This is a genomic window from Pantoea sp. X-Soil-ISGK-275 (genome assembly GCF_059730795.1).
On record NZ_AP035976.1, the window covers coordinates 3,949,018 to 3,969,205 of the forward strand.

The window sequence follows — 20,188 nt, forward strand, 5'->3', positions numbered from 1 at the left end:
GGCTTGATGGCATGAAAATCAATGCCACTAAGCCTGGACCAACGAAGAAAAGCCCGCCAGAAGGCGGGCTGAAGATTATTTAATCGCGAGTTGGTAGTGAATCACATCGTAAGGCGCCACCCACGGCGGCAACGGCTCGCGCTCGAAGATATCTTTCGCCAGCGCCCAGCCTTCCACAGCGCCGCCGGTCCCCGTTAACGACATCCCTTCATACAGTAAAGGTGGCAGCGTATTATCAAACACCACCTTATCGTCGGCAAAATCGTTAATCACTTTGCCGCTCAACGTACTGACTTTCACACTCACCTGCACTTGCTGTTCAGGGATCAGCTTTGCATTAACTGATTTAACCGTAAACCAGTGCACGCCATTCTGCGTTAACAGGCTTTTGCGCTTATCGAGCTGCTTGTTCAACCGCGCGTAGCCTTTCTCGATCAGCGAGCCCATATTTTTATTGATGGCTTCCTGCATTGCCGCATATCGACGCGACATCTCTTCACTGTTCATAACCGAAGTGCCGGTTTGCAGTTGTGTGCTAAATCCCGCAATGAGCTGTTCAAGACTGATGGTGAGGCCGGTATCTTTCACCATCTGCAGTTGTACCACCGCGTTGCTGGCGATGGATTGCCCCAACATATAACCATCGCGCTCAGCATCACTTTTGGGATCCGTGAGCGGTGCCGCCGCAACAACGGGCTGCTTTTTCGCTGTTTCAAGTTCTGCGGTGAGTTTATCGCTGCTCGCTTGTAGCCTCTTTTCCTGCTGTTCGTTCTTCAATTGCAGAGCGGCTTTCTGCTTTTCCAGTTCGATAACGCGCGCGCGCAGATGGTTGAGCTGCGTCTGGAGTTCCGGCTGAGCGGCAGGCTTTTGAATTATTTTTGGTGCAACCGGTTTTGGCTGCGGTTTTGGAGTTTGAACTGGTACAGAAGGTAGCGTGCGCGCCGCATCGCCAAAGGCGTGCAGCATTTCCTCTTCCGAGGCCGCAGAGGCCAACGCAGGTAATAATAATGCAGTGCAGAAAAGGACAAACGGCAGATGACGCTGTGTCATCACAATCTCCTGTAACAGCCCTAAGAACACAAAAGGCCTCATCCCTATTATCTAAATAGAAATGAAGCCCATCAACAGCGCGAAATTTCGCGCTGTTACTTAACGAGTGTGGTTAAAAACGCGTGGTTTAACCGGCCTGGCGAATAATCAGCTGCGACAGACGTGTCTTAATGCGGAAGCACAATTCACGAATCTGGAATTGATAACGCGGCATCACTAAATCGTTAATATCCGCACCAATTGAATCTTTAATTTGCAGATATTTATTGGTCTGCGCACCGATTTTCTGGAATTCGGCTTGATAGCTGGCATAAGAAGCCTGGCTATAAAGGCGCATCGCGTCCAGCTCTTTGCGGCACTGCTGAATATTGCTCGAACGGTCATCACTGAATGAAGCGGTCGCTGGCTGAGCCGGAGCTGAAGCCACAAATGGCGTACCTTGTTGCTCTGGCGCGTTTTGCGCTGCAGGCTGCTCTTCCGCGATCGGCGGCGTAACCAAGCTATGAGTGGGTTGTTGTTTCGCGCAGCCAGTCAGTACCAACAGGGTTGCCACCGCGACACCAGTCATTTTTTTCATTATTGTCACCAGGAGTTGTTTGAGATGCTTTAAGCAAAAAATTATACGGCTTTAACCGAAAAGTTTCCTGCCAGAAACACCTGGCATTTCGCTCGCGACCGTTTCGCTACCGGAAACTAACTTACTTAATCTGTAGTGAAATTTCGAGTATCGCGTTATTACACGGCGAACTTTCCTGAAGCAGGCTTGATCGCAATCGGCTAAAGCGACCCGTTGCTTGCAAACTTAAGCCTCGCGCCAAAACGTCAGCAATTTTTATGCAGCGCGGCTATAATCGCGCCACACACGATGTTTTGACTCCCTTTGATCCAACCGCGGACCCCCTTTCTTTATGCTGAGTTATCGCCACAGTTTTCATGCCGGCAACCATGCCGACGTGCTGAAACATACCGTTGAAAGCCTGATCCTCACCGCCCTGATGGAGAAGGAAAAACCTTTCCTCTATCTGGATACCCACGCCGGTGCCGGACGTTACCTGCTGAGCGGAGAGCACGCCGAGCGTACCGGTGAATATCTGGAAGGCATTGGCCGCATCTGGCAGCAGCCGGATGTGCCGGAGTTGCTCAAGCCGTATCTCTCGGCGGTGCGTAATCTCAATCCGCACGGCACCTTAAAGTATTATCCGGGTTCGCCGTTGATTGCCCGCTTCCTGCTGCGTGAAGAGGACAAAATGGAGCTGACCGAGCTGCATTCCAGCGATTATCCGCTGCTGCGCACCGAGTTCAGCAAAGATTCCCGTGCGCGCGTGGCGCGTGGCGATGGCTATCAGCAGCTGAAAGCCAAGCTGCCGCCGCTGAGCCGTCGCGGCCTGATTCTGATCGATCCGCCGTATGAGATGAAAAGCGATTATCAGGATGTGGTAAAAGGCATTCAGGAAGGTCACAAGCGTTTCGCCACCGGCGTGTTTGCGCTGTGGTATCCAGTGGTGATGCGTCAGCAGATCAAGCATATGGTTAAAGATCTGCAGGCCACCAATATCCGCAACATTCTGCAGATTGAGCTGGCGGTCCGTCCGGACAGCGATCAGCGCGGCATGACGGCCTCCGGCATGATCGTGATTAACCCGCCGTGGAAGCTGAAAGCGCAGATGGAAGAGCTGCTGCCCTGGCTGCATCAGAAATTGGTGCCCGCCGGAACCGGTCACTTCAGCGTCACGCAGATCGTGCCAGAGTAAGTTCGCTGACTACGTCGCCAGCCTATCAGGACAATTATCATGTGGATCATTCTGGCTGGCGCACTTGCTGTGCTGTCGCCCGCTAAACGTTTTTCGGTACTGCTGCTCACGCTCGCCACTATTTTGGGGCTGTTCGAAGATGTGCTGGATTGGCCAGCGATGGTGCTGCTCGGCGCGATTGCCGTCATCGCCTGGATTCGCGTGGAAAATAACGCACGCTGGATTCAGCTGGTGAGTGAAGCCGCGCTGGTTGCCATCGCTATCGGCCTGTTTGTGCACTTTTTCCCCGGTTTCAAAAATCCGCGTCAGGTGGAAGATGTGCAAGCCGGGCCGCTCAGCCTACCCTTTAGCTTCTCGTATAACTTCGATAAAGCGCTGATTCCGTTTGTGTTGCTCATCTGCTTGCCGCAGCTGTTCCGCACTAAATCCGCGCCGCCGCGACGCAAAATCTTGTGGCTGGCGCTGCTGGCGGCGATTCCGCTGCTGCTGTATGTCGCGGTTGAGTTAGGTGGCCTGGCCGTTGAACCACACTGGCCGGAATGGTTAGGCAGTTTTATGCTGGCGAATCTGTTCTTCGTGTCTCTGGCGGAAGAAGCGTTCTTTCGCGGCTATCTGCAACAGCGCCTGCGCCAGAAAGGCGGCCCCGTTGCCGCGCTGTTACTGACTTCGCTGCTTTTTGGCGTGTCGCATTTTCCCGGCGGGCCGCTGCTGATGGTGTTTGCCACCTTCGCCGGGCTGATTTACGGCCTCGCATGGCAGTGGAGCGGACGCCTGTGGGTCGCCACCGGCATCCATTTCCTGTTCAACATGACGCATCTGCTGTTTTTCACCTATCCGGCGCTACAGCTCTAAACCTCGAACACCGCGAAATCATGTGCCAGCTCGGTCGCCGCAAACACCGACTGGCACTCCGCCAGCAGTTTCTCCCGATCCTTAGACAAATAGCGCGAGCTGAAATGGGTGGCGATCATCCTCTTCGCCCCCGACTGTTTCGCCACTTCGGCGGCCTGAAGGGTGGTTGAGTGGCCGCGTCCATTGGCTTTATCCTGCAGCGCCGCCTCCAGCGTGGTTTCATGCACCATCACATCGGCATTCGCGGCCAGCTGCAGCGCCACCTCGGTTGGCGCGGTATCACCAAATATCGCCAGCACTTTGCCTTTGGTTGCCGGGCCAAGATAATCGGCGCCGTTGATCTCTCGACCATCTTCCAGCTGGATGCGCTTGCCTGCTTTCAAATCCTGGTACCACGGCCCGCGCGGTACGCCTTCAGCCTTCAAACGCGGCGCATCGAGGAAACCTGGTTTATCGTGCTGCTCGATGCGATAGCCATAACACTCAATCACATGATTCATCGGCCAGGCCGTCACGCGCACTTCGCCGTCATCCAGCACCAAACCGGCTTCGATCTCGACAATTTCCAGCGGATAAGAGGTGTACGAGCCACTCAAACTGAGCGCCGTCTCGATAAACTGGCGAATACCTTTTGGTCCGTAAATAGTCATTGGTTCGGGTATACCGGCCATCGAGCGGCTGGTAAGCAAGCCCGGCAGCCCAAAGATGTGGTCGCCGTGCAGATGGGTGATGAAGATTTTCTCCAGCTTGCCCGGCTTTAGCGCAGAACGCATGTATTGATGCTGCGTCGCCTCGCCGCAGTCAAACAGCCAGGTATCGCCGCGTTTTGACAGCGTCAGCGCTATCGCAGTGACGTTACGTTGCAGGCTGGGCGCACCGCCGCCGGTGCCGAGGAATGTCAGTTGCATGCTATGCTTCCCTGTAATCGGACATAAAAATCAATGCTATTACAATCATAGGTGCAATCTTTGCGTCAATAATCGTCCTAGCGTTAAACTCTATGCCAATTTTCTTCCAACAGATGGACATAACGGATGACCAGACATTTTGACTACCTCGCCATCGGCGGCGGCAGCGGCGGTATCGCCTCGATTAACCGTGCAGCGATGCATGGCCAGAAGTGCGCGCTGATTGAAGCCAAAGAGCTGGGCGGCACCTGTGTCAACGTCGGCTGCGTACCGAAAAAGGTCATGTGGCATGCGGCGCAAATCGCTGAGGCTATTCATCTTTATGGGCCAGATTATGGCTTCGACACCACGGTAAACCGGTTTGACTGGTCAATTCTGGTGAAAAACCGCAGCGCCTACATCGACCGCATTCACAGCTCATACGACAATGTGCTGGGTAAAAACAAGGTTGAAGTGATCAAAGGCTTCGCGCGCTTTATCAATGCGAATACTGTGGAAGTGAACGGTGAAACACTCACTGCCGATCATATTCTGATTGCTACCGGCGGACGCCCAAGCCATCCCAACGTGCCGGGCGCGGAGTACGGTATCGACTCTGACGGCTTCTTCGAGCTTGATGCCCTGCCAAAACGCGTGGCGGTCGTGGGCGCAGGCTATATCGCGGTGGAACTGGCGGGCGTGGTCAATGCGCTGGGTGCAGAAACGCATCTGTTCGTGCGTAAGCATGCGCCACTGCGCAGCTTCGATCCGCTGATCGTCGATACGTTGGTAGAAGTGATGCAAGCCGAAGGCCCAATGCTGCACACCGAATCGATTCCGAAAGCCGTGATCAAAAACGCCGACGGCAGCCTGACGCTGCAGCTGGAAAGCGGCCACGAGCAAACCGTCGATTGCCTGGTGTGGGCGATTGGCCGTGAACCAGCAACCGACAACCTCAATCTGGCGGCAACCGGCGTGGCGCTGAACGACAAAGGCTACATCAACGTCGATAAATTCCAGAACACCAACGTGAAAAGCATCTACGCGGTGGGCGATAACACCGGCGCGGTGGAACTGACGCCAGTGGCCGTTGCCGCAGGCCGTCGTCTCTCCGAGCGTCTGTTTAACAACAAACCGGACGAGCATCTGGATTACAGCAACGTGCCGACTGTGGTGTTCAGCCATCCGCCAATTGGTACCGTGGGACTGACCGAACCGCAGGCGCGCGAACAGTACGGCGACGATCAGGTGAAAGTGTACAAATCCTCCTTCACCGCGATGTACACCGCCGTTACCCAGCATCGCCAGCCTTGCCGCATGAAGCTGGTGTGCGTTGGCCCGGAAGAGAAGATTGTCGGCATTCACGGTATCGGCAACGGTATGGATGAGATGCTGCAAGGCTTCGCGGTGGCGCTGAAAATGGGCGCGACCAAGAAAGACTTCGATAACACCGTAGCGATTCACCCAACGGCGGCGGAAGAGTTTGTGACGATGCGTTAATATTTCCTGTCGGAAATGAAAAACCAGCCATTTATTCATGGCTGGTTTTTTTATGGCTGTAATTTACATTCCGTTTTCTTCACTACTCAATAATGCATGCACAGGATAAGATTTATTTCTTTGTTGGCGGTCGCCATTAATGCGCACTGAAAATTCAATGGCATTACCAGTTTAAATATTTTTACGGGGAGAACGGTGTGAATAAAGGTCGGAAGCGGGCATGAATATTATCGATATCATTATGTCCGCAGGCAAAGCCTCGGTAGACGTGGCCCTCTACACGTTGATTCCGATTATGGTGGTGATGTTATTCATCATGAAATATCTGGAGGTCAAAGGTCTACTTGATTTTGTTGTGCGTCATGCCACGCCGTTATTAAAACCTTTCGGTATCACCGGGCTGGCATTTTTTGCCATGATTCAGCTTAATTTCGTCAGCTTTGCGGCCCCGCTGGCGGCGCTCGCCATTATGGAAAAGCGCGGCACTTCCGATCGTCATATGGCGGCCACGCTGGCGATGCTGTTTGCCATGGGCCAGGCCAGCACCTTTTATCCGCTGATTCCGGCGGGATTACACTGGAGCACGGCGCTAATTATTTCGATCTGCGGCGGCGTAGTAGCGGCGGCGGCAACTTATCACCTGTTTGGCCGCAAACTCTCTGATGCGGCGCTGTTGAATGAAGATGAAGCCGTCACCAGCAGCGAAAATAAAATGGGGCTGATTGGCATCATTAATAGCGCCGGATCCGATGCGATTCGTCTGGCGCTGGGTTCGCTGCCGATGCTGATTATCTCGTTATCGGTGGTCGGCATTTTGAAGGAAGCAGGCGGGATTGAAATGCTGACGCGTCTGGTGTCGCCGCTGCTGGATAAGCTGAATATTTCCGAAGTCTATATTCTTCCGGCGCTGACTAAATGTCTGGCAGGCGGCACCGCCTATTACGGCGTGGTGGCGGGATTGGTGGAGAAAGGCTTATACAGCGCGCACAACATCAACGCGTCGGCGGGATTGCTGATTCAAACCTTCGATCTGCCCGGCATCGGGATCTACCTTGGCCTGTCGAGCCGATTCCCGCGCCTGTTCCGCTTTGCCGTGCCCGGCATTATGCTCGGTATTGCGCTGCGAGCGATGGTGCACGCCATCCTGTTCTGATTATTGCTGGCGCTGAATACGCTTTTCAGCGCCATTTAGTAAATAACACTACAATTCACAGGCGTTATTTATTATTAGCCCTATTAATTTCATCGTTATTTTCACCCATTGCATTAGTGATATTTTTAGTACTATTATCGCAACAGATATTTCAACTATAAAATTAATCCTGATTAAATATCGGGTTAATTTACCAAGCCCTTAACTTCATTGCAGGTAATATTCCTGTATATCCTTTTTTTGCAGACAGGGTAACTCCATGAGCGCTAAGCAGATAACCTGGAATGGCGGATTACAACCGGAAGCCATCGATATTCTGGCGAAAGATGGCGGCATGATCGTTAGCCCAACCAAAGTGGGCTACATCATCATGACCTCCGATAAAGCCGGACTGGAGCGTAAGTTCGAAGCCAAGCAGCGCAAGCGCAACAAGCCTGGCGTGGTGCTGTGCGGCTCGCTGGAACAGCTGCGTTCGCTGGCGCAGCTCACACCAGAAATCGACCAGCTTTATCAGCGTCACTGGGATGAAGATATTCTGCTGGGCTGTATTCTTCCGTGGCGCGACGATGCGCTGTCGCGTATTCCCGATGATGGCTCAAAAGAGCTGATGATGGATGGCCGTCAAACCAGCTGCTTCGTGATTAAATTCGGCAAGCCAGGCGAAAATATCGCAAAAGCATTATGGGATACTCACGGGAAATTCTCCTTTGCCAGCTCAGCCAATCCATCTGGGCAGGGAAATCGCGGTTTGGTTGAAGGTATTGGCGAGCGCATTGAAGCCCGCGCCGATTTAATTATCGAAGCCAATGCTTATGTGAAATCCATTCAGCCTAACGATGCCAATAAAGTGCGCTATGAACAAGGCGTTATGGTGTCGATGGTGGATAGCGAAGGTCGTCTGATTCCACAGCAAAACGGCGAGCGCAAAATCACGCCGTGCCCGGTGCTGATTCGTAAAGGGTTGGATGTGGATAAAATTATGGCGCTGCTGTCCGAGATCTTCCCTTCATGGGATTACCGCCACGGCGATTATTATTGATTTGCGGCTTGGTCGCCATGAATGGCGACCCTACAGATTTACACATCCGCGCCAAACGCCACATCCCGTTGCCCGCGCAGCTCTGCCAGCCGGCTTTCCAGCGCCGTTTCGATATTCTGATACGCCGTGCTGCCGAGCGCTAATCGCAGCGGCATGCTGGGCTGATCCAGCGTGGCGATCATCGCCGTGACGCATTTCCCGGCATCGCCGGCAATAGTGAAATCGCCCGAAAAAATCGCCTGACGCAACTGGCCTGCGGCGTTATCGCGATAAACCGCCAGCGCATCGGCCACATCCAGACCCGCACCAAAATGGGTTGCGGTCGGGCCTGGTTCCACCAGCAGGAAATCAACACCGAAGCTGGCGACTTCCTGGCGCACCGCTTCGACAAATCCTTCAATGCCCCATTTCGTGGCGTGATACAGGCTGAAGTTGGGATAGGCGATTTGGCCGCCTTCGGAGGAAACCTGCGCGATGCGCCCGCCGCCCTGCTGACGCAGGAAAGGGATCACCACGCGAATCAGCTGGATTGAACCGGTAAGATTGGTGACGATCTGGCGCTCAATCTGCGCATCGCTCAACTCTTCAGCCGCGCCAAACAGGCCGTAAGCTGCGTTGCTCACCACCACATCAATGCGATCGACGGCGGCAAAAGCGCGTTTAATCGCGGGTGCAATGCTGGCGGTGTGCGCCAAATCCAGCGCAATAATCTGCAGCTGTTCGCCGTAGGTTTGCTGCAGATCGGCCATCGCCTGCTCACGTCGCACCGTTGCCAATACGCGATCGCCGCGCGCCAGTAAACGTTCACTCATCAATCGGCCCAGCCCGCTGCTGGCACCGGTAATTAACCAGGTTTTCATGTTGTGCTCCTCATATTGAAAACCTGATGGTAGATCGCTTTACTGGTGGAGATAATCCACCTAATCGCGCATGACCCGGTGAGGAAAAACCACCAATGAGACGTCCTTCCTGGCACGAACTGCAGGCCATCAAAACGCTGGGCGAGCAGCGCAGCTTTCGCCGTGCCGCTGAAATGCTCGGCTTAAAGCGCTCTTCGCTCAGCCATCTGGTGAAAACGCTGGAGCACAATCTGGGCGTACAGCTGTTTCAACGCACCACGCGCAGCGTGTCGCTCACCGATGCCGGGCAGCAACTGCTGGATCGGCTTTCGCCGCTGCTGAACCAGATGGATGATGTGCTGCACGACATCTCCGCCAGCCGTCATCAGCATTACGGCACGCTGCGCATCAGCGCCAGCGATGCCTCGATCGGTTTGCTGCTGGATCACGTAGTGGCGGACTTTAGCGCGCACTATCCCGATATTCAGCTCGATTTCGCCGCGCAAGGTGCGTTAGTGGATATCACCGCCGCCGGTTTTGATGCCGGCATTCGGCTGATTGAGGATGTACCGCAGGATATGGTGGCCGTTCCGCTTGGCGGCCCGCTGACGTTTGTAACCGTCGCCGCGCCCGCTTATCTGACAAGAAACGCGTCGATTGTTCATCCGCGCGATCTGCTGCAACAGCAGTGCATTCGCCAGCGCTTGCCGAGCGGTAAACGTTATCAGTGGGAATATGCGCAGGCGGGCGAAAAGCATGAGATTGACGTGCCAGGCACGCTGACGTTAGACAGCAACGCGTTGATGGCACAGGCCGCTCTCGCCGGTTTGGGCATTGCGTATGTGCCATCGCTGTATGTGGAGAAAGAACTGCGCAGCGGCCAGCTGGTGGAGCTGCTGGCCGAGTGGCGGGTGCAATCGGCGGGGATTGCGCTGTGGTTCCCGCCCAACCGACATCAATCCATGGCGCTGCGGCTGTTTATCGATGCCCTGAAAGTCAGCCTGCCTCATTACGCGTGAGGTCGAGAAACACGGTTTCAGTCTTAAAACCTTCAGCAACGGCGTTGCTCTCTTCATGCCCGGCGGCGTAACCTATCTTCACAAAACCTAAAAAATACACCATCGCAAAATGATCGTACGTCCTCATCAACACTGGTTTCTCCGGCTGTTTGACTGGCATGGCTCGGTGCTCAGCAACATCGTGTTCCGCCTGTCGCTCAATCTGCTGATGTCGCTGATCGCCATCTTTGGTTACCCGTGGTACTCCACTTTCGGCATTCACCTCACCACCGCGCCTTTTAGTTTGGTCGGTGTGTCGATCGCTATCTTTCTCGGCTTTCGTAATAACGCCAGCTATGCGCGTTTTATCGAAGCTCGCACCTTGTGGGGCAGCCTGCATATCACCCAACGCTCGCTGCTGCGGCAGATCAAAAGCATTCGTGGCCTGAGTGAAGAACAGGTACAGGAATTTACCGGCTTGCTGCTGGCGTTCTGCTGGAGCCTGAAACATCGCCTGCGTAAAACTGATGTGCAGGTCGATTTACAGCGTTTGCTGCCAGCCTGCTGGCACAGCAAAGTGCTGCATCATCCGATGCCAACGTCGCAGATTTTATTATGTCTGAGTGAATGGCTGGCGCAGCGCCGCGATGAAGGGTTGGTGTCGGATATTGTCTGGCAGAGCATTGATGAAAATCTTAACCAGCTATCGGCGATTCTGGGCGGTTGCGATCGCATTGCCAGCACACCGATTCCATTCGCCTACAGCCTGATTCTGCATCGCACGGTTTACCTGTTCTGTACGCTGCTGCCGTTTGCGCTGGTGGCGGATTTACACCTGATGACGCCGCTGGTATCGATGTTTATCTCCTACACCTTTTTGTCGCTGGAAGCGCTGGCGGAGGAGCTGGAACATCCGTTTGGCACCGCACCGAATCATCTGCCGCTTGATGCGCTGTGCGTCAATATCGAACGCAATTTGAAAGCGATGAATGGCGATACGCCGCTGCCGGAACCGCTGCAGCCGGATGCGAATTTTAATTTGACGTAATTAACCCTGATTATCCAACCAACGCACATACGCCTGATCCCACAATGCGGCTGGCGTGCCCGCTTTGCCGAGACCAAAACCATGCCCGCCGCTGCTGAGTTCTATCAGCTCAACCGGCACGCGCATGCGGCGACAAGCGTCACGCATCATTTCTGTATTGTGGGGGTTGGAGGTGTGATCGTCCTCGGCCTGGGCGAGAAAAGTTGGCGGATATTGCCGCGTGACGTAGTTTTGCACTGACCAGTTGGCTTCCTGGGTCGGCGTGGCGTTTTGGCCCACCATCATCAGATGCGTGTTGGTGCGCTGATACGGCGCTTCAAGGGTGATCACCGGATAAATCAGCCCAACGCTATCCACAATTGGCCTGACCTGATCCAGCGGATCCTGCGCCGGATAGGATTCAAAATCCGGACGCGCCGCCGCCATGCCGAGCAGATGGCCACCGGCGGAGAAGCCCAACACATGCACTTTGCGCTCCATCGAACGCACCAGACGAATGGCACGTTGCGCATCCTGCAGCGGTGCCAGATTGCCCGCCTGCCACTTCTCACCCGGTAAACGGTAGCTAAGCACATACACCGTATAGCCGCTGCCATTCAGCCAGCGCGCCACCGGCCAGGCTTCGCGGCCCATACCGATAAAACGATAGCCGCCGCCCGCCGCCACAATCACCGCTTCGCCGTTGGGATTTTCCGGGCGGAAACGTTGAATCGCGGGTGAAACGATATTGGTCCAGGAGCCATGGCGATCGACTTTGAGCAAGCCTGAAGGGCCGCCGCCGCCGGGCGGATCGTCGGGCCACAACGGAATGACATCATCGCGAGCAAAGAGTTTGCCCGTGGTCATCGAGAGAACGGTTGCTCCAGTAGCCAACAAAAAGTGACGACGTGTAATCATCTTGCCCAGTGCCAGTATGCAAAAAATGCCAGCTTCAGTAGCTGAATCTCATTATGTGACGCATGTCTGATTTCGACGTTGGCGATTATGTACGTAAATCGTACAAAAAAGCCATAAAAAACGCGCCTGAAAAGGCGCGTATTCTTGCGATAAATAGAACTAATCCTGCTGTTGGAATTGGGTCATCACTGTTTGTTCACACTGCTGCTGATCTTTACGCAGTTTGCCGCGCTCATCCTCGCCCAACTCCAGCCACGCGCTAATCACTTCCTGCGCGATTTCTTCATTAAATTCAGGCTGCTGCATAGACGACGAAGACTGGCTGGCCGCGAGTTGTGACTTCAGCTTCTCCGTGTAGCCATCCAAATCGCTGGTCTTCTTTTCACTGCTCACCAGATGACACAGCTGGCTGGCATAAACATTCTCTTCCTGATTATTTTCACCGTCGGCAGCCAGGGCACCGGCTGACAGCGACAGCCCAACGAGGGCGAGTAATAACGCTTTCATAATAGGCTCCAATAATTTCCAATAAATCAGTTTTCGTTTTGTTCGGCGCGTGCGGCCTGACGGGCAGCACGCCAGTTTAACAACGGCGTGACCGTGATGCCGTGCAACACAATGCTGCACACCACTAACGTCAGCGCCATATCCACCATCTGTTCCGCCTGCGGTCCACGCATGCCGTGCACCCATGCATAGGCAATATAATTGATACTGCCGATGCCGCGAATACCCAGCCAGCCAATCAGCAAACGTCGCATCAGCGGAATATCGCAGCGCCATGTGGTGATCCATACCGCCAGCGGACGCACCACCACAAACAGCAGCAGCGCGAGGCCGATACCGATGAGATTCCAGTGCTGCGCCAGCGTAATGCCCAGCACCACCATCATGCCCGCCGCCAGCAAACGCTCGATGGTATCACCAAATGAGAGCGCATCGCCGATCACCAAACCCACCGATTTGACCATGCCGCTGCTGCCCTGCGCCATCCGCTGACCGGTATTGACGCGCGCTTCTGCCGGTAAGAAACGCTCCTCTTCAGACATCTCATCTTGCGGATAGTGCTTCACCACGCGCAATTCCGCGCGACGTAACCCGACGCCGGCCGCAAAAGTGGCGAGGAAGCCCGACGCATCAACCGACTGCGCAGCAGCATAGCTCAACGCAATCAGCGCCAGTGCGAACAGATCGTTGGGTGCCACATCCTGATTGGCGGTACGTAAATGCGTCGCCAGCTGACCGATCAGCCAACCCAGCGCAAAGCCAATTCCCAGTCCGCCGCCAATCGCCCACAGCGCATCTTTGGCGAACCATTCGCCCAGCGCAGCGGTGCTCAATTCGCCCGGCTGCAACAGCAAAATCGCCAGCATCAGCAGCGGCAGCGCGGAACCGTCGTTCATGCCCGCTTCGCTGGAGAGCGCCACGCGCAGGGCATCGTCATCACGCGCATCGTTCACGGAAATCAGGCTGGCGAGCACCGGATCGGTCGGCGCAACAATGGCACCAAACGCCAGCGACATCGCCCAATCGAAGCCAGTGATCCAGTGCACCAGTAGCGTCATGCCGCCGACGGTAAGCAGCATCGCCGGAAACGCCAGCCTGACGCCAAGCCGCCACGCATGCGCGTTGAGCGGCAAGCGCAGTTTCAGCCCGGTGATAAACAGCGAGGCCGCCATAGCGATTTCAGTGAGATGCGCGGCGAGGTTGGCGTGACCGATGATGTCGACTTGCAGCAGATTGAGCATCCACGGACCACACAGGATGCCCGCGAACAGGTAGAGACCAAATGAGGTCACTGGCCCACGGTGAATCCACCCGGAAGCCAGTGACATAAGGAGTAAAAGACCGCCGGTGGCGGCGGTCCAGGCCAGGAAATTCATAACGCTCCGTTTTTAAATGACATTCTCCTTTAAGCCTGGCACATGTTAAGCGATCAGTTTTTCAGATGACGGCTGGCGAGGCGAATCATCAGGGCAAGCGCAGCGGCCAACGTTGCGAGTGCGACTACGCCGGTCCAGCCCCAGTGTGCCAGCGCCAGGCTTCCCAGCGCCGCACCGGTTGCCATGCCGATAAACACCACGGTAAACATCAGGGCGTTAAGGCGGCTGCGTGCTTCTGGTGCCAGGCTGTAAACCAGCGTCTGATGCGCCACCAGCGTGGCCTGCACACCTAAATCAAAACCGATGGTGCTGATAATAATCAGACCCAGCTGAGCCGGCATCGGCAGCAGCGGCAACAAGAACATCAGCGCGAACGACACCATAACCAGCGTGGCACCGTACTGCGTAACACGCGCTGGACCGATGCGATCCGCCACGCTGCCAGCTAACGGCGCGGCCAGAGCGCCTGCGGCACCCGCAAGGCCGAATGCGCCAGCGACCGCGCTGTCCAGATGGAAGTTTTGACTCAGCATCAACGCCAGCGTTGACCAGAAGGCGCTAAAGCCCACCGACAACAATCCTTGCGCCAGCGCGGCACGGCGCAGCGTTTGATGGTGCTGCCACAGATGCGCCAGCGACAGCAGCAGACGCGGATAGCTCACCGAGGTACCCGGCGTAAAGCGCGGCAGCACGCGCCACAGCGCAACGCTAATCAGCAACACCGCTACCGCCGCAATCATGTACATGGTGCGCCAGCCGAAATACTCCGCCACCACGCCGCTCACCACGCGTGACAGCAAAATCCCCACCAGCAATCCCGTCATCACCGTGCCGACGGTTTTGCCTCGACTGCGCTCCGGCGCTAACGCCGCTGACGCTGGCACGATGTCCTGCGCCACGGTGGCGGTTAAACCGGTGACGAAGCTGGCGACCAGCAAGGCATTTAATCCGCCCGAGAAGCCACACAGCAGCAGCGCAGCAACCAGCAGCAAACCTTTAATCAGAATAATGGTGCGACGATCGTGACGGTCACCGAGTGGGGCCAGCAGCAAAATCCCCAGCGCGTAACCGGCTTGCGTCAGCATCGGCACCATGCCGACGCTGCCGATCCCGACGTTGAACTGTTTGCTGATGATATCCAGCATCGGCTGGCTGTAGTAAATCGATGCGACGCTGAGTCCGGCACCGGCCGCGAGCGTGAAGACCAGCGGCGCGGGCAGTTTTTCAGCTGGCATGGCTGACGTTGAGATGGCTGACATAGTGGATTCCCCCGTGAAAGTGCGCTTATTAAAGCGCGTCGCCGCCATACGCGGTAGACTGCTCAAACACAGAACTGTTATGCGTGGTGCGTATGAACAACATCTCCAGCCTGGATCGCATCGAACTGATGCAAACCTTTATCCGCATCGTCGAGAGCGGATCGCTGTCAGCCGCCGCCACCCAACTCGGTACCACGCAGCCCACCATCAGCCGTCGTCTGCAGGCGCTCGAGCAGCGACTCGGCCTCAAACTGATTATGCGCACCACGCATGCGCTGAAACTTACCGATGATGGCGAGCGCTGTTATGCACAGGCGCGTCAGCTGGTGGCGACCTGGCATGCGCTGGAGGATGATCTCACCGGCGCCAGCGATGACCCGATTGGCACGTTGCGCGTGCGGGCGCCGCATGCGTTTGGCCAGGATCAGCTGATTGAACCGCTGATTGATTATCTGCATCGCTATCCACGCTTAAACGTGGAGTGGACGCTGAATGACCGCACGCCAGACTTCATCAGCGAAAACATCGATTGTGCGATTCAGGTCGGTGCGCCCAGCGATGCGTCAATCGTGGCTGTGTTACTGGCGGAAGTGCCGCGCTTTGTGGTGGCGGCACCGTCGCTGCTGGCCGCGCATCCGCCAGTGGATGAGGTGTCGCAGCTCACTCATCTGCCGTGGCTGGCGCTGACCAGCTTTTATCGCAACGAAATCGCCTTGCAGCGTATTAGTGATGGTCAACCGCTGAATCTGGCGATTGCGCCACGCCTCGCCAGCGACAGTTTGTACGCGGTGCGCAAAGCCGCGATTGCGGGCATGGGCGCGGCGGTGGTGTCGTCGTGGGTGGTGCAGGAGGATTTAGCCAAAGGCGATTTGATTCAGCTGTTGCCGGAGTGGCAAGCGCCGCCGCTGCCGGTGTGGCTGACTTATCCGTGGGCGAGCTATTATCCGGCGCGATTACAGAAGTTTTTCGCCATGATTCGCGAAGTGATGCCGAAGTTAGCGGGAGCGCAGCCGCCGACGCGGTAGCGGTTTCCCCTCACCCTAACCCTCTCCCAAAGGGAGAGGGAACCGATGGTAGCACGGTCAGCCCCCTCGCCCGCTTGCGGGAGAGGGCTGGGGTGAGGGCCAGCGCGCACCCAACTACATCTTCACCGCTTTCTTATCCCCCTTCGACATATTATCCAGCCAGCCCATCACAAAGGCCGACAGCACAAACGTCAGGTGGATAATCACGTACCACATCAGCTTTTCATTCTCGATGTTGCGCGCATCCATAAAAATACGCAGCAGGTGAATCGATGAAATCGCCACAATCGAGGCCGCCACTTTGTTTTTCAACGAGCCGGAGTCCATTTTACCGAGCCAGCTCAGCTTCTCTCTGTGCTCATCAATATCCAGCTTGGAGACAAAGTTCTCGTAACCCGAGAGCATCACCATCACCAGCAAACCGCCGACCAGCGTCATATCCACCAGCGACAGCAGCAACAGAATCAAATCGTTCTCCGCGATGGTGAAGACGTGCGGCAACAGGTGAAAAATTTCCTGGAAGAATTTGATGGTCAGCGCCAGCAGGCCCAACGAAAGTCCCATGTAAACCGGAGCCAGCAGCCAGCGCGATGAATACATCAGGTTTTCGATAAAACGTTCCATAAGTTCCCATTAATCAACAGACAAGTGGGCGAGTATAACCGAACTTATGTGAAGTTATTTCAGCCCTTCTTCAGAAATTTCAGGCGCGGCGGGCAGCGGCAATGACAAACGGAACACCGCGCCGCCTTCTGGCCGATTCTCCGCCCAGATACGCCCGCGATGGGATTCGATAATGGTTTTACCGATCGCCAACCCCAATCCGACGCCCGGCACCGCTGACTCTTTATCGCCGCGCGCAAACTTGTCAAAAATACGCGCCAGGTTCTCCGGCGCGATGCCGGGACCGCTGTCCCACACCGCAATCTCCAGCCGATCGCGATCGCGCCACGCCCGAATACCGTGCTGCGCGGCGTTGCCGGCGTATTTCAGGCTGTTTTCGATCAGATTGGTAAACACCCGTTCCAGCATGGCGCTGTCGCCTTTGATCAGCACCATCTCGGGCAATTCGAGCATAAATTCATGGCCCTTCAGCGACGGGCCCATGCTGCTCAGCGCACCGCCAATCACCTCATCCAGCGCTACCCACTCTTCACGCAGATTGAGCCCGCCAGACTGAATGCGCGCCATATCCAGCATGTTACTCACCAGCCGAATGGTGCTTAGCGTCTGTTCGCGAATCTGATTGGCCTGGCCGACGTACTTCGACTCTTCACTGGCGAGATCGAGCATCAGCATCTCCGCCTGACCAAACAGCACCGTCAGCGGCGTACGCAGGTCGTGCGACAGCGCTGACAGCAGCGCATTGCGCAGCTGCTCGCGTTCTGCGGACAGCCGCGACGCCGCCTCACTGTGCGACAGCGCCATGCGTTCCAGCGCGTTGGCAATCAGCACGGTGAAAGTTTCCAGTAAACGCTGCTGCTCGGGAATCATCAGCTGGCGCAGGTTTTCCGGTTCTACTACCAGCAAGCCGCGACAGTGATTGCCGCTTTTCAGCGGCAGAATCTGGTACGGCACCGCAGGCAAGGTATCGGTGCCCGCGCCCGCCGGTTGACCTTTGCTGTAACTCCACTTGGCGATAGCCAGATCCGGCGGCGTGCCAATCGCGGTATCGCCCACGGTTTGCAGCTCGCCCTGCTCATCCGGCAGCAGCAGCAAACTGCGCGCCTGCAAGGTGACATCGATGATGCGCTGGCTGGTGCTGGCGATATCCTGCGGCGTCAGGTCGCTGCCGAGCGCTTTCGCCATCTCATACAGATGCCGCGCGCGCTGTTCTCGATAGCGCGCCACTTTGGCCTGATAGCGCACGCCAGCGGTGAGATTCCCGACAATCACGCCCACTGCCAGCATCACCGCGAAGGTCACCAGATACTGCAAATCTGACACCGCAACGGTGCCGGTCGGCGCGACAAAGAACAGGTCGAAGGCGATGATGTTGATCACCGTGGCGAACACCGACGGCCAGCGGCCATAACGCAGCGCCACCAGCACCACCGCTAGCAGATAAATCATTACGCTGTTGGCGGGATCAAACTCAACCAGCAGCCAGCGCCCAACGCCGGTGACCAAAATACACAGCAGCAGTGCCATCAAGCAGCCGCGCAGATAGAGCCGCCATTTTTCGCTGCTGGCGCGCTGGCCGCTGAGCGGATGCGGTGCATCGCGCACCGGTTCATCCAATGCCACCACCAGCAAATCGAGATCCGGGCCGAGTTCGCCGAGGCGCTGGGCAAAGCTGTCGCGCCGCCAGCGCCGTTGCGGCTGGCGACCGGTTACGATTTTGCCGAGATTGTGCTCGCGCGCGTAGCGCAACACCGCGCGCGCTTCATCGGGATCGGAGAGCGTGGCGGTTTCCGCACCAAGTTCCTGCGCCAGCTGCAGCGTGCGCAGGATGGCGCGACGGCGCGCTTCCGGCAGCCGATTGAGGCGCGGCGTTTCGACATACACCGCGTGCCATTCGCTGCCAAGCCGCGCCGCTAAACGTGCGGCGGTGCGCACCAGCTTCTCGCTGCCGGTATCGTCACCGATGCACAGCAGAATGGCGTCACGCGTATGCCACACTTTGTCGCGGCCTTGCTGATCGCGCCAGGCGCGCATCTGGTCATCCACGCGATCGGCGGTGCGGCGCAGCGCCAGCTCGCGCAGCGCGAACAGATTGCCTTTACGGAAGAAGTTTTCGATGGCGCGTTCGGCGCGGTCGCCGACGTAGACTTTGCCCTCTTTCAGCCGCTGACGCAGATCGTCCGGCGGCAGATCCACCAGCACCACTTCGTCGGCACTGTCAAAGAAGGGATCGGGCACGGTTTCGCGCACCTGAATACCGGTGACGCCGCCGACCACATCATTCAGGCTTTCCAGATGCTGGACGTTAACGGTGGTGATGACGTCGATGCCCGCTTCGAGCAGCTCTTCAATGTCCTGCCAGCGCTTGGGATGGCGCGAACCCTGCACGTTGGTGTGCGCCAGTTCATCCATCAGGATCACCGCCGGATGACGCGCTAATGCCGCATCGAGGTCGAATTCGGCGTGGCGTGAACGCCCGGTGGCACGACGGGGCAACAGCGCCAGCCCGTTGAGCAGCGCGGCGGTCTCTGCGCGATCGTGGGTTTCCACCACGCCCGCAAGCACGTCGAGACCTTGTGCGCGCAGGCGCTGCGCCTCCTGCAGCATGGCGAAGGTTTTTCCCACGCCCGCGCAGGCGCCGAAGTAGATTTTCAGCTTACCGCGATGGCTGTCGCTGTGGTTCAGCAATAGCGCATCGGGATCGGGGCGGGGCAGTTCATCATGTAGGTCGTTCAAAGAATCCGTCCGATTAATCGAGGTTCCGTGCGGCCATGAAAACGGTCGCCATCAATGGCGACCCTACGGGTTTATTGCAAATCATCCAGCGCCAGATTGAGGCGCAGCACGTTAACTGTCTCTTCGCCGACAAACGGCAGCAGCGGGCGCTCGGTGTGGCGCACAATCAGCGCCTCAACATCTTTCAGCGCCATGTTGCGTGCGGCGGCAATACGCGGTGCCTGCCACAACGCGGCTTCCGGCGAAATGTCCGGGTCTAATCCGCTCGCCGATGCCGTCACTAACTCCACCGGCACCGCTTTGGGTGCTTGCGGATTCGCCGCACGCAGCGCAGCGACGCGTTCTGCCACCGCTCTGTCCAGTGCCGGATTGCTGCCTGCCAGATTGCTGCCGCTCGAGGCCAGCGCATTATAAGGCGCATCACCGGTTGCGGAAGGTCGGCCCCAAAAGTGGCCCGGCTGATTAAATGCCTGGCCGATCTGCTCGGAACCGCGTACCGCGCCATCCTGCTCAATCAGCGAACCGTTGGCCTGTGATGGGAACCACCATTGCGCCAGACCGGTAGTGAGCAGCGGATAGACCGCACCAGTGAGCAGCGTAAGCACTAATAACAATACAATAGCTGGACGTAACTGACTCATTTCTCT

The 20,188-nt window shown here is 56.6% G+C and carries 19 protein-coding genes; 8 read left to right on the top strand and 11 right to left on the bottom strand.

Annotated elements, in window-relative coordinates:
- Positions 1–75 precede the first annotated feature (75 nt).
- Both AC6I8A_RS18390 and AC6I8A_RS18395 read right to left on the bottom strand, forming a co-directional pair.
- Positions 76–1,050, bottom strand: coding sequence for an FKBP-type peptidyl-prolyl cis-trans isomerase N-terminal domain-containing protein (locus AC6I8A_RS18390; RefSeq protein WP_256697729.1), 975 nt, complete (start codon positions 1,048–1,050; stop codon positions 76–78).
- A 127-nt stretch (positions 1,051–1,177) separates the two neighbouring features.
- Positions 1,178–1,627, bottom strand: a complete 450-nt coding sequence (locus tag AC6I8A_RS18395; RefSeq protein ID WP_256697730.1) for a YuaE family lipoprotein — start codon at positions 1,625–1,627, stop codon at positions 1,178–1,180.
- A 331-nt stretch (positions 1,628–1,958) separates the two neighbouring features.
- Between AC6I8A_RS18395 and AC6I8A_RS18400 the strand changes: the two genes are divergently transcribed.
- On the top strand, positions 1,959–2,801 hold the full coding sequence (locus tag AC6I8A_RS18400) for a 23S rRNA (adenine(2030)-N(6))-methyltransferase RlmJ (protein WP_007889903.1): 843 nt from the start codon (positions 1,959–1,961) through the stop codon (positions 2,799–2,801).
- A 39-nt stretch (positions 2,802–2,840) separates the two neighbouring features.
- On the top strand, positions 2,841–3,653 hold the full coding sequence (locus AC6I8A_RS18405) for a CPBP family intramembrane glutamic endopeptidase (RefSeq protein WP_497818876.1): 813 nt from the start codon (positions 2,841–2,843) through the stop codon (positions 3,651–3,653).
- On the opposite strand, the gene rnz is transcribed toward AC6I8A_RS18405, so the two are convergent.
- On the bottom strand, positions 3,650–4,561 hold the full coding sequence (rnz, locus tag AC6I8A_RS18410) for a ribonuclease Z (RefSeq protein WP_256697732.1): 912 nt from the start codon (positions 4,559–4,561) through the stop codon (positions 3,650–3,652). The genes AC6I8A_RS18405 and rnz overlap by 4 nt on opposite strands.
- A 126-nt stretch (positions 4,562–4,687) precedes the next feature.
- Here rnz and gorA point away from each other — a divergent pair, with 126 nt between their 5' ends.
- The 3 genes from gorA to AC6I8A_RS18425 all read left to right on the top strand — a co-directional run bounded on the left by gorA (position 4,688) and on the right by AC6I8A_RS18425 (position 8,232).
- Positions 4,688–6,040 (top strand): glutathione-disulfide reductase, encoded by a 1,353-nt coding sequence (gorA, locus tag AC6I8A_RS18415; RefSeq protein ID WP_497818877.1) that lies wholly within the window; start codon positions 4,688–4,690, stop codon positions 6,038–6,040.
- A gap of 220 nt (positions 6,041–6,260) precedes the next feature.
- Complete coding sequence (locus tag AC6I8A_RS18420; protein ID WP_256697734.1) at positions 6,261–7,193, top strand: nucleoside recognition domain-containing protein; 933 nt, start codon at positions 6,261–6,263, stop codon at positions 7,191–7,193.
- Between the two features lie 259 nt (positions 7,194–7,452).
- Positions 7,453–8,232 (top strand): L-threonylcarbamoyladenylate synthase, encoded by a 780-nt coding sequence (locus tag AC6I8A_RS18425; RefSeq protein WP_265302644.1) that lies wholly within the window; start codon positions 7,453–7,455, stop codon positions 8,230–8,232.
- A 38-nt stretch (positions 8,233–8,270) separates the two neighbouring features.
- Here AC6I8A_RS18425 and AC6I8A_RS18430 read toward each other — a convergent pair whose 3' ends face one another.
- On the bottom strand, positions 8,271–9,092 hold the full coding sequence (locus tag AC6I8A_RS18430) for an SDR family oxidoreductase (protein ID WP_265302647.1): 822 nt from the start codon (positions 9,090–9,092) through the stop codon (positions 8,271–8,273).
- 95 nt (positions 9,093–9,187) lie between these two features.
- Here AC6I8A_RS18430 and AC6I8A_RS18435 point away from each other — a divergent pair, with 95 nt between their 5' ends.
- Both AC6I8A_RS18435 and AC6I8A_RS18440 read left to right on the top strand, forming a co-directional pair.
- A complete protein-coding gene (locus tag AC6I8A_RS18435) occupies positions 9,188–10,090 on the top strand; it encodes a LysR family transcriptional regulator (RefSeq protein WP_497818878.1) in 903 nt (300 codons plus the stop codon).
- A 109-nt stretch (positions 10,091–10,199) separates the two neighbouring features.
- Positions 10,200–11,117: a bestrophin family protein gene (locus tag AC6I8A_RS18440; protein ID WP_265302651.1), complete on the top strand. Its 918-nt coding sequence runs from the start codon at positions 10,200–10,202 to the stop codon at positions 11,115–11,117.
- Here the strand turns inward: AC6I8A_RS18440 and AC6I8A_RS18445 are convergent, their stop codons facing one another.
- The 4 genes from AC6I8A_RS18445 to AC6I8A_RS18460 all read right to left on the bottom strand — a co-directional run bounded on the left by AC6I8A_RS18445 (position 11,118) and on the right by AC6I8A_RS18460 (position 15,156).
- A complete protein-coding gene (locus AC6I8A_RS18445; RefSeq protein WP_265302653.1) occupies positions 11,118–12,014 on the bottom strand; it encodes an alpha/beta hydrolase in 897 nt (298 codons plus the stop codon).
- A gap of 159 nt (positions 12,015–12,173) precedes the next feature.
- Positions 12,174–12,521: a hypothetical protein gene (locus AC6I8A_RS18450; RefSeq protein ID WP_312180490.1), complete on the bottom strand. Its 348-nt coding sequence runs from the start codon at positions 12,519–12,521 to the stop codon at positions 12,174–12,176.
- A 26-nt stretch (positions 12,522–12,547) separates the two neighbouring features.
- On the bottom strand, positions 12,548–13,897 hold the full coding sequence (locus tag AC6I8A_RS18455) for a cation:proton antiporter (protein WP_497818879.1): 1,350 nt from the start codon (positions 13,895–13,897) through the stop codon (positions 12,548–12,550).
- 53 nt (positions 13,898–13,950) lie between these two features.
- Positions 13,951–15,156, bottom strand: a complete 1,206-nt coding sequence (locus AC6I8A_RS18460; RefSeq protein ID WP_256697742.1) for an MFS transporter — start codon at positions 15,154–15,156, stop codon at positions 13,951–13,953.
- A gap of 92 nt (positions 15,157–15,248) precedes the next feature.
- Here AC6I8A_RS18460 and AC6I8A_RS18465 point away from each other — a divergent pair, with 92 nt between their 5' ends.
- The gene (locus AC6I8A_RS18465; RefSeq protein ID WP_256697743.1) at positions 15,249–16,181 is read left to right on the top strand and encodes a LysR family transcriptional regulator; all 933 of its coding nucleotides are present in this window, start codon (positions 15,249–15,251) and stop codon (positions 16,179–16,181) included.
- 114 nt (positions 16,182–16,295) lie between these two features.
- Here AC6I8A_RS18465 and AC6I8A_RS18470 read toward each other — a convergent pair whose 3' ends face one another.
- The 3 genes from AC6I8A_RS18470 to kdpC form a co-directional block, all read right to left on the bottom strand.
- Positions 16,296–16,805, bottom strand: coding sequence for a TIGR00645 family protein (locus AC6I8A_RS18470; RefSeq protein WP_008109449.1), 510 nt, complete (start codon positions 16,803–16,805; stop codon positions 16,296–16,298).
- Between the two features lie 54 nt (positions 16,806–16,859).
- A complete protein-coding gene (gene kdpD / locus AC6I8A_RS18475; protein WP_293792143.1) occupies positions 16,860–19,541 on the bottom strand; it encodes a two-component system sensor histidine kinase KdpD in 2,682 nt (893 codons plus the stop codon).
- A gap of 71 nt (positions 19,542–19,612) precedes the next feature.
- Positions 19,613–20,182: a potassium-transporting ATPase subunit KdpC gene (gene kdpC, locus AC6I8A_RS18480; protein WP_256697745.1), complete on the bottom strand. Its 570-nt coding sequence runs from the start codon at positions 20,180–20,182 to the stop codon at positions 19,613–19,615.
- Between the last annotated feature and the right edge of the window lie 6 nt (positions 20,183–20,188).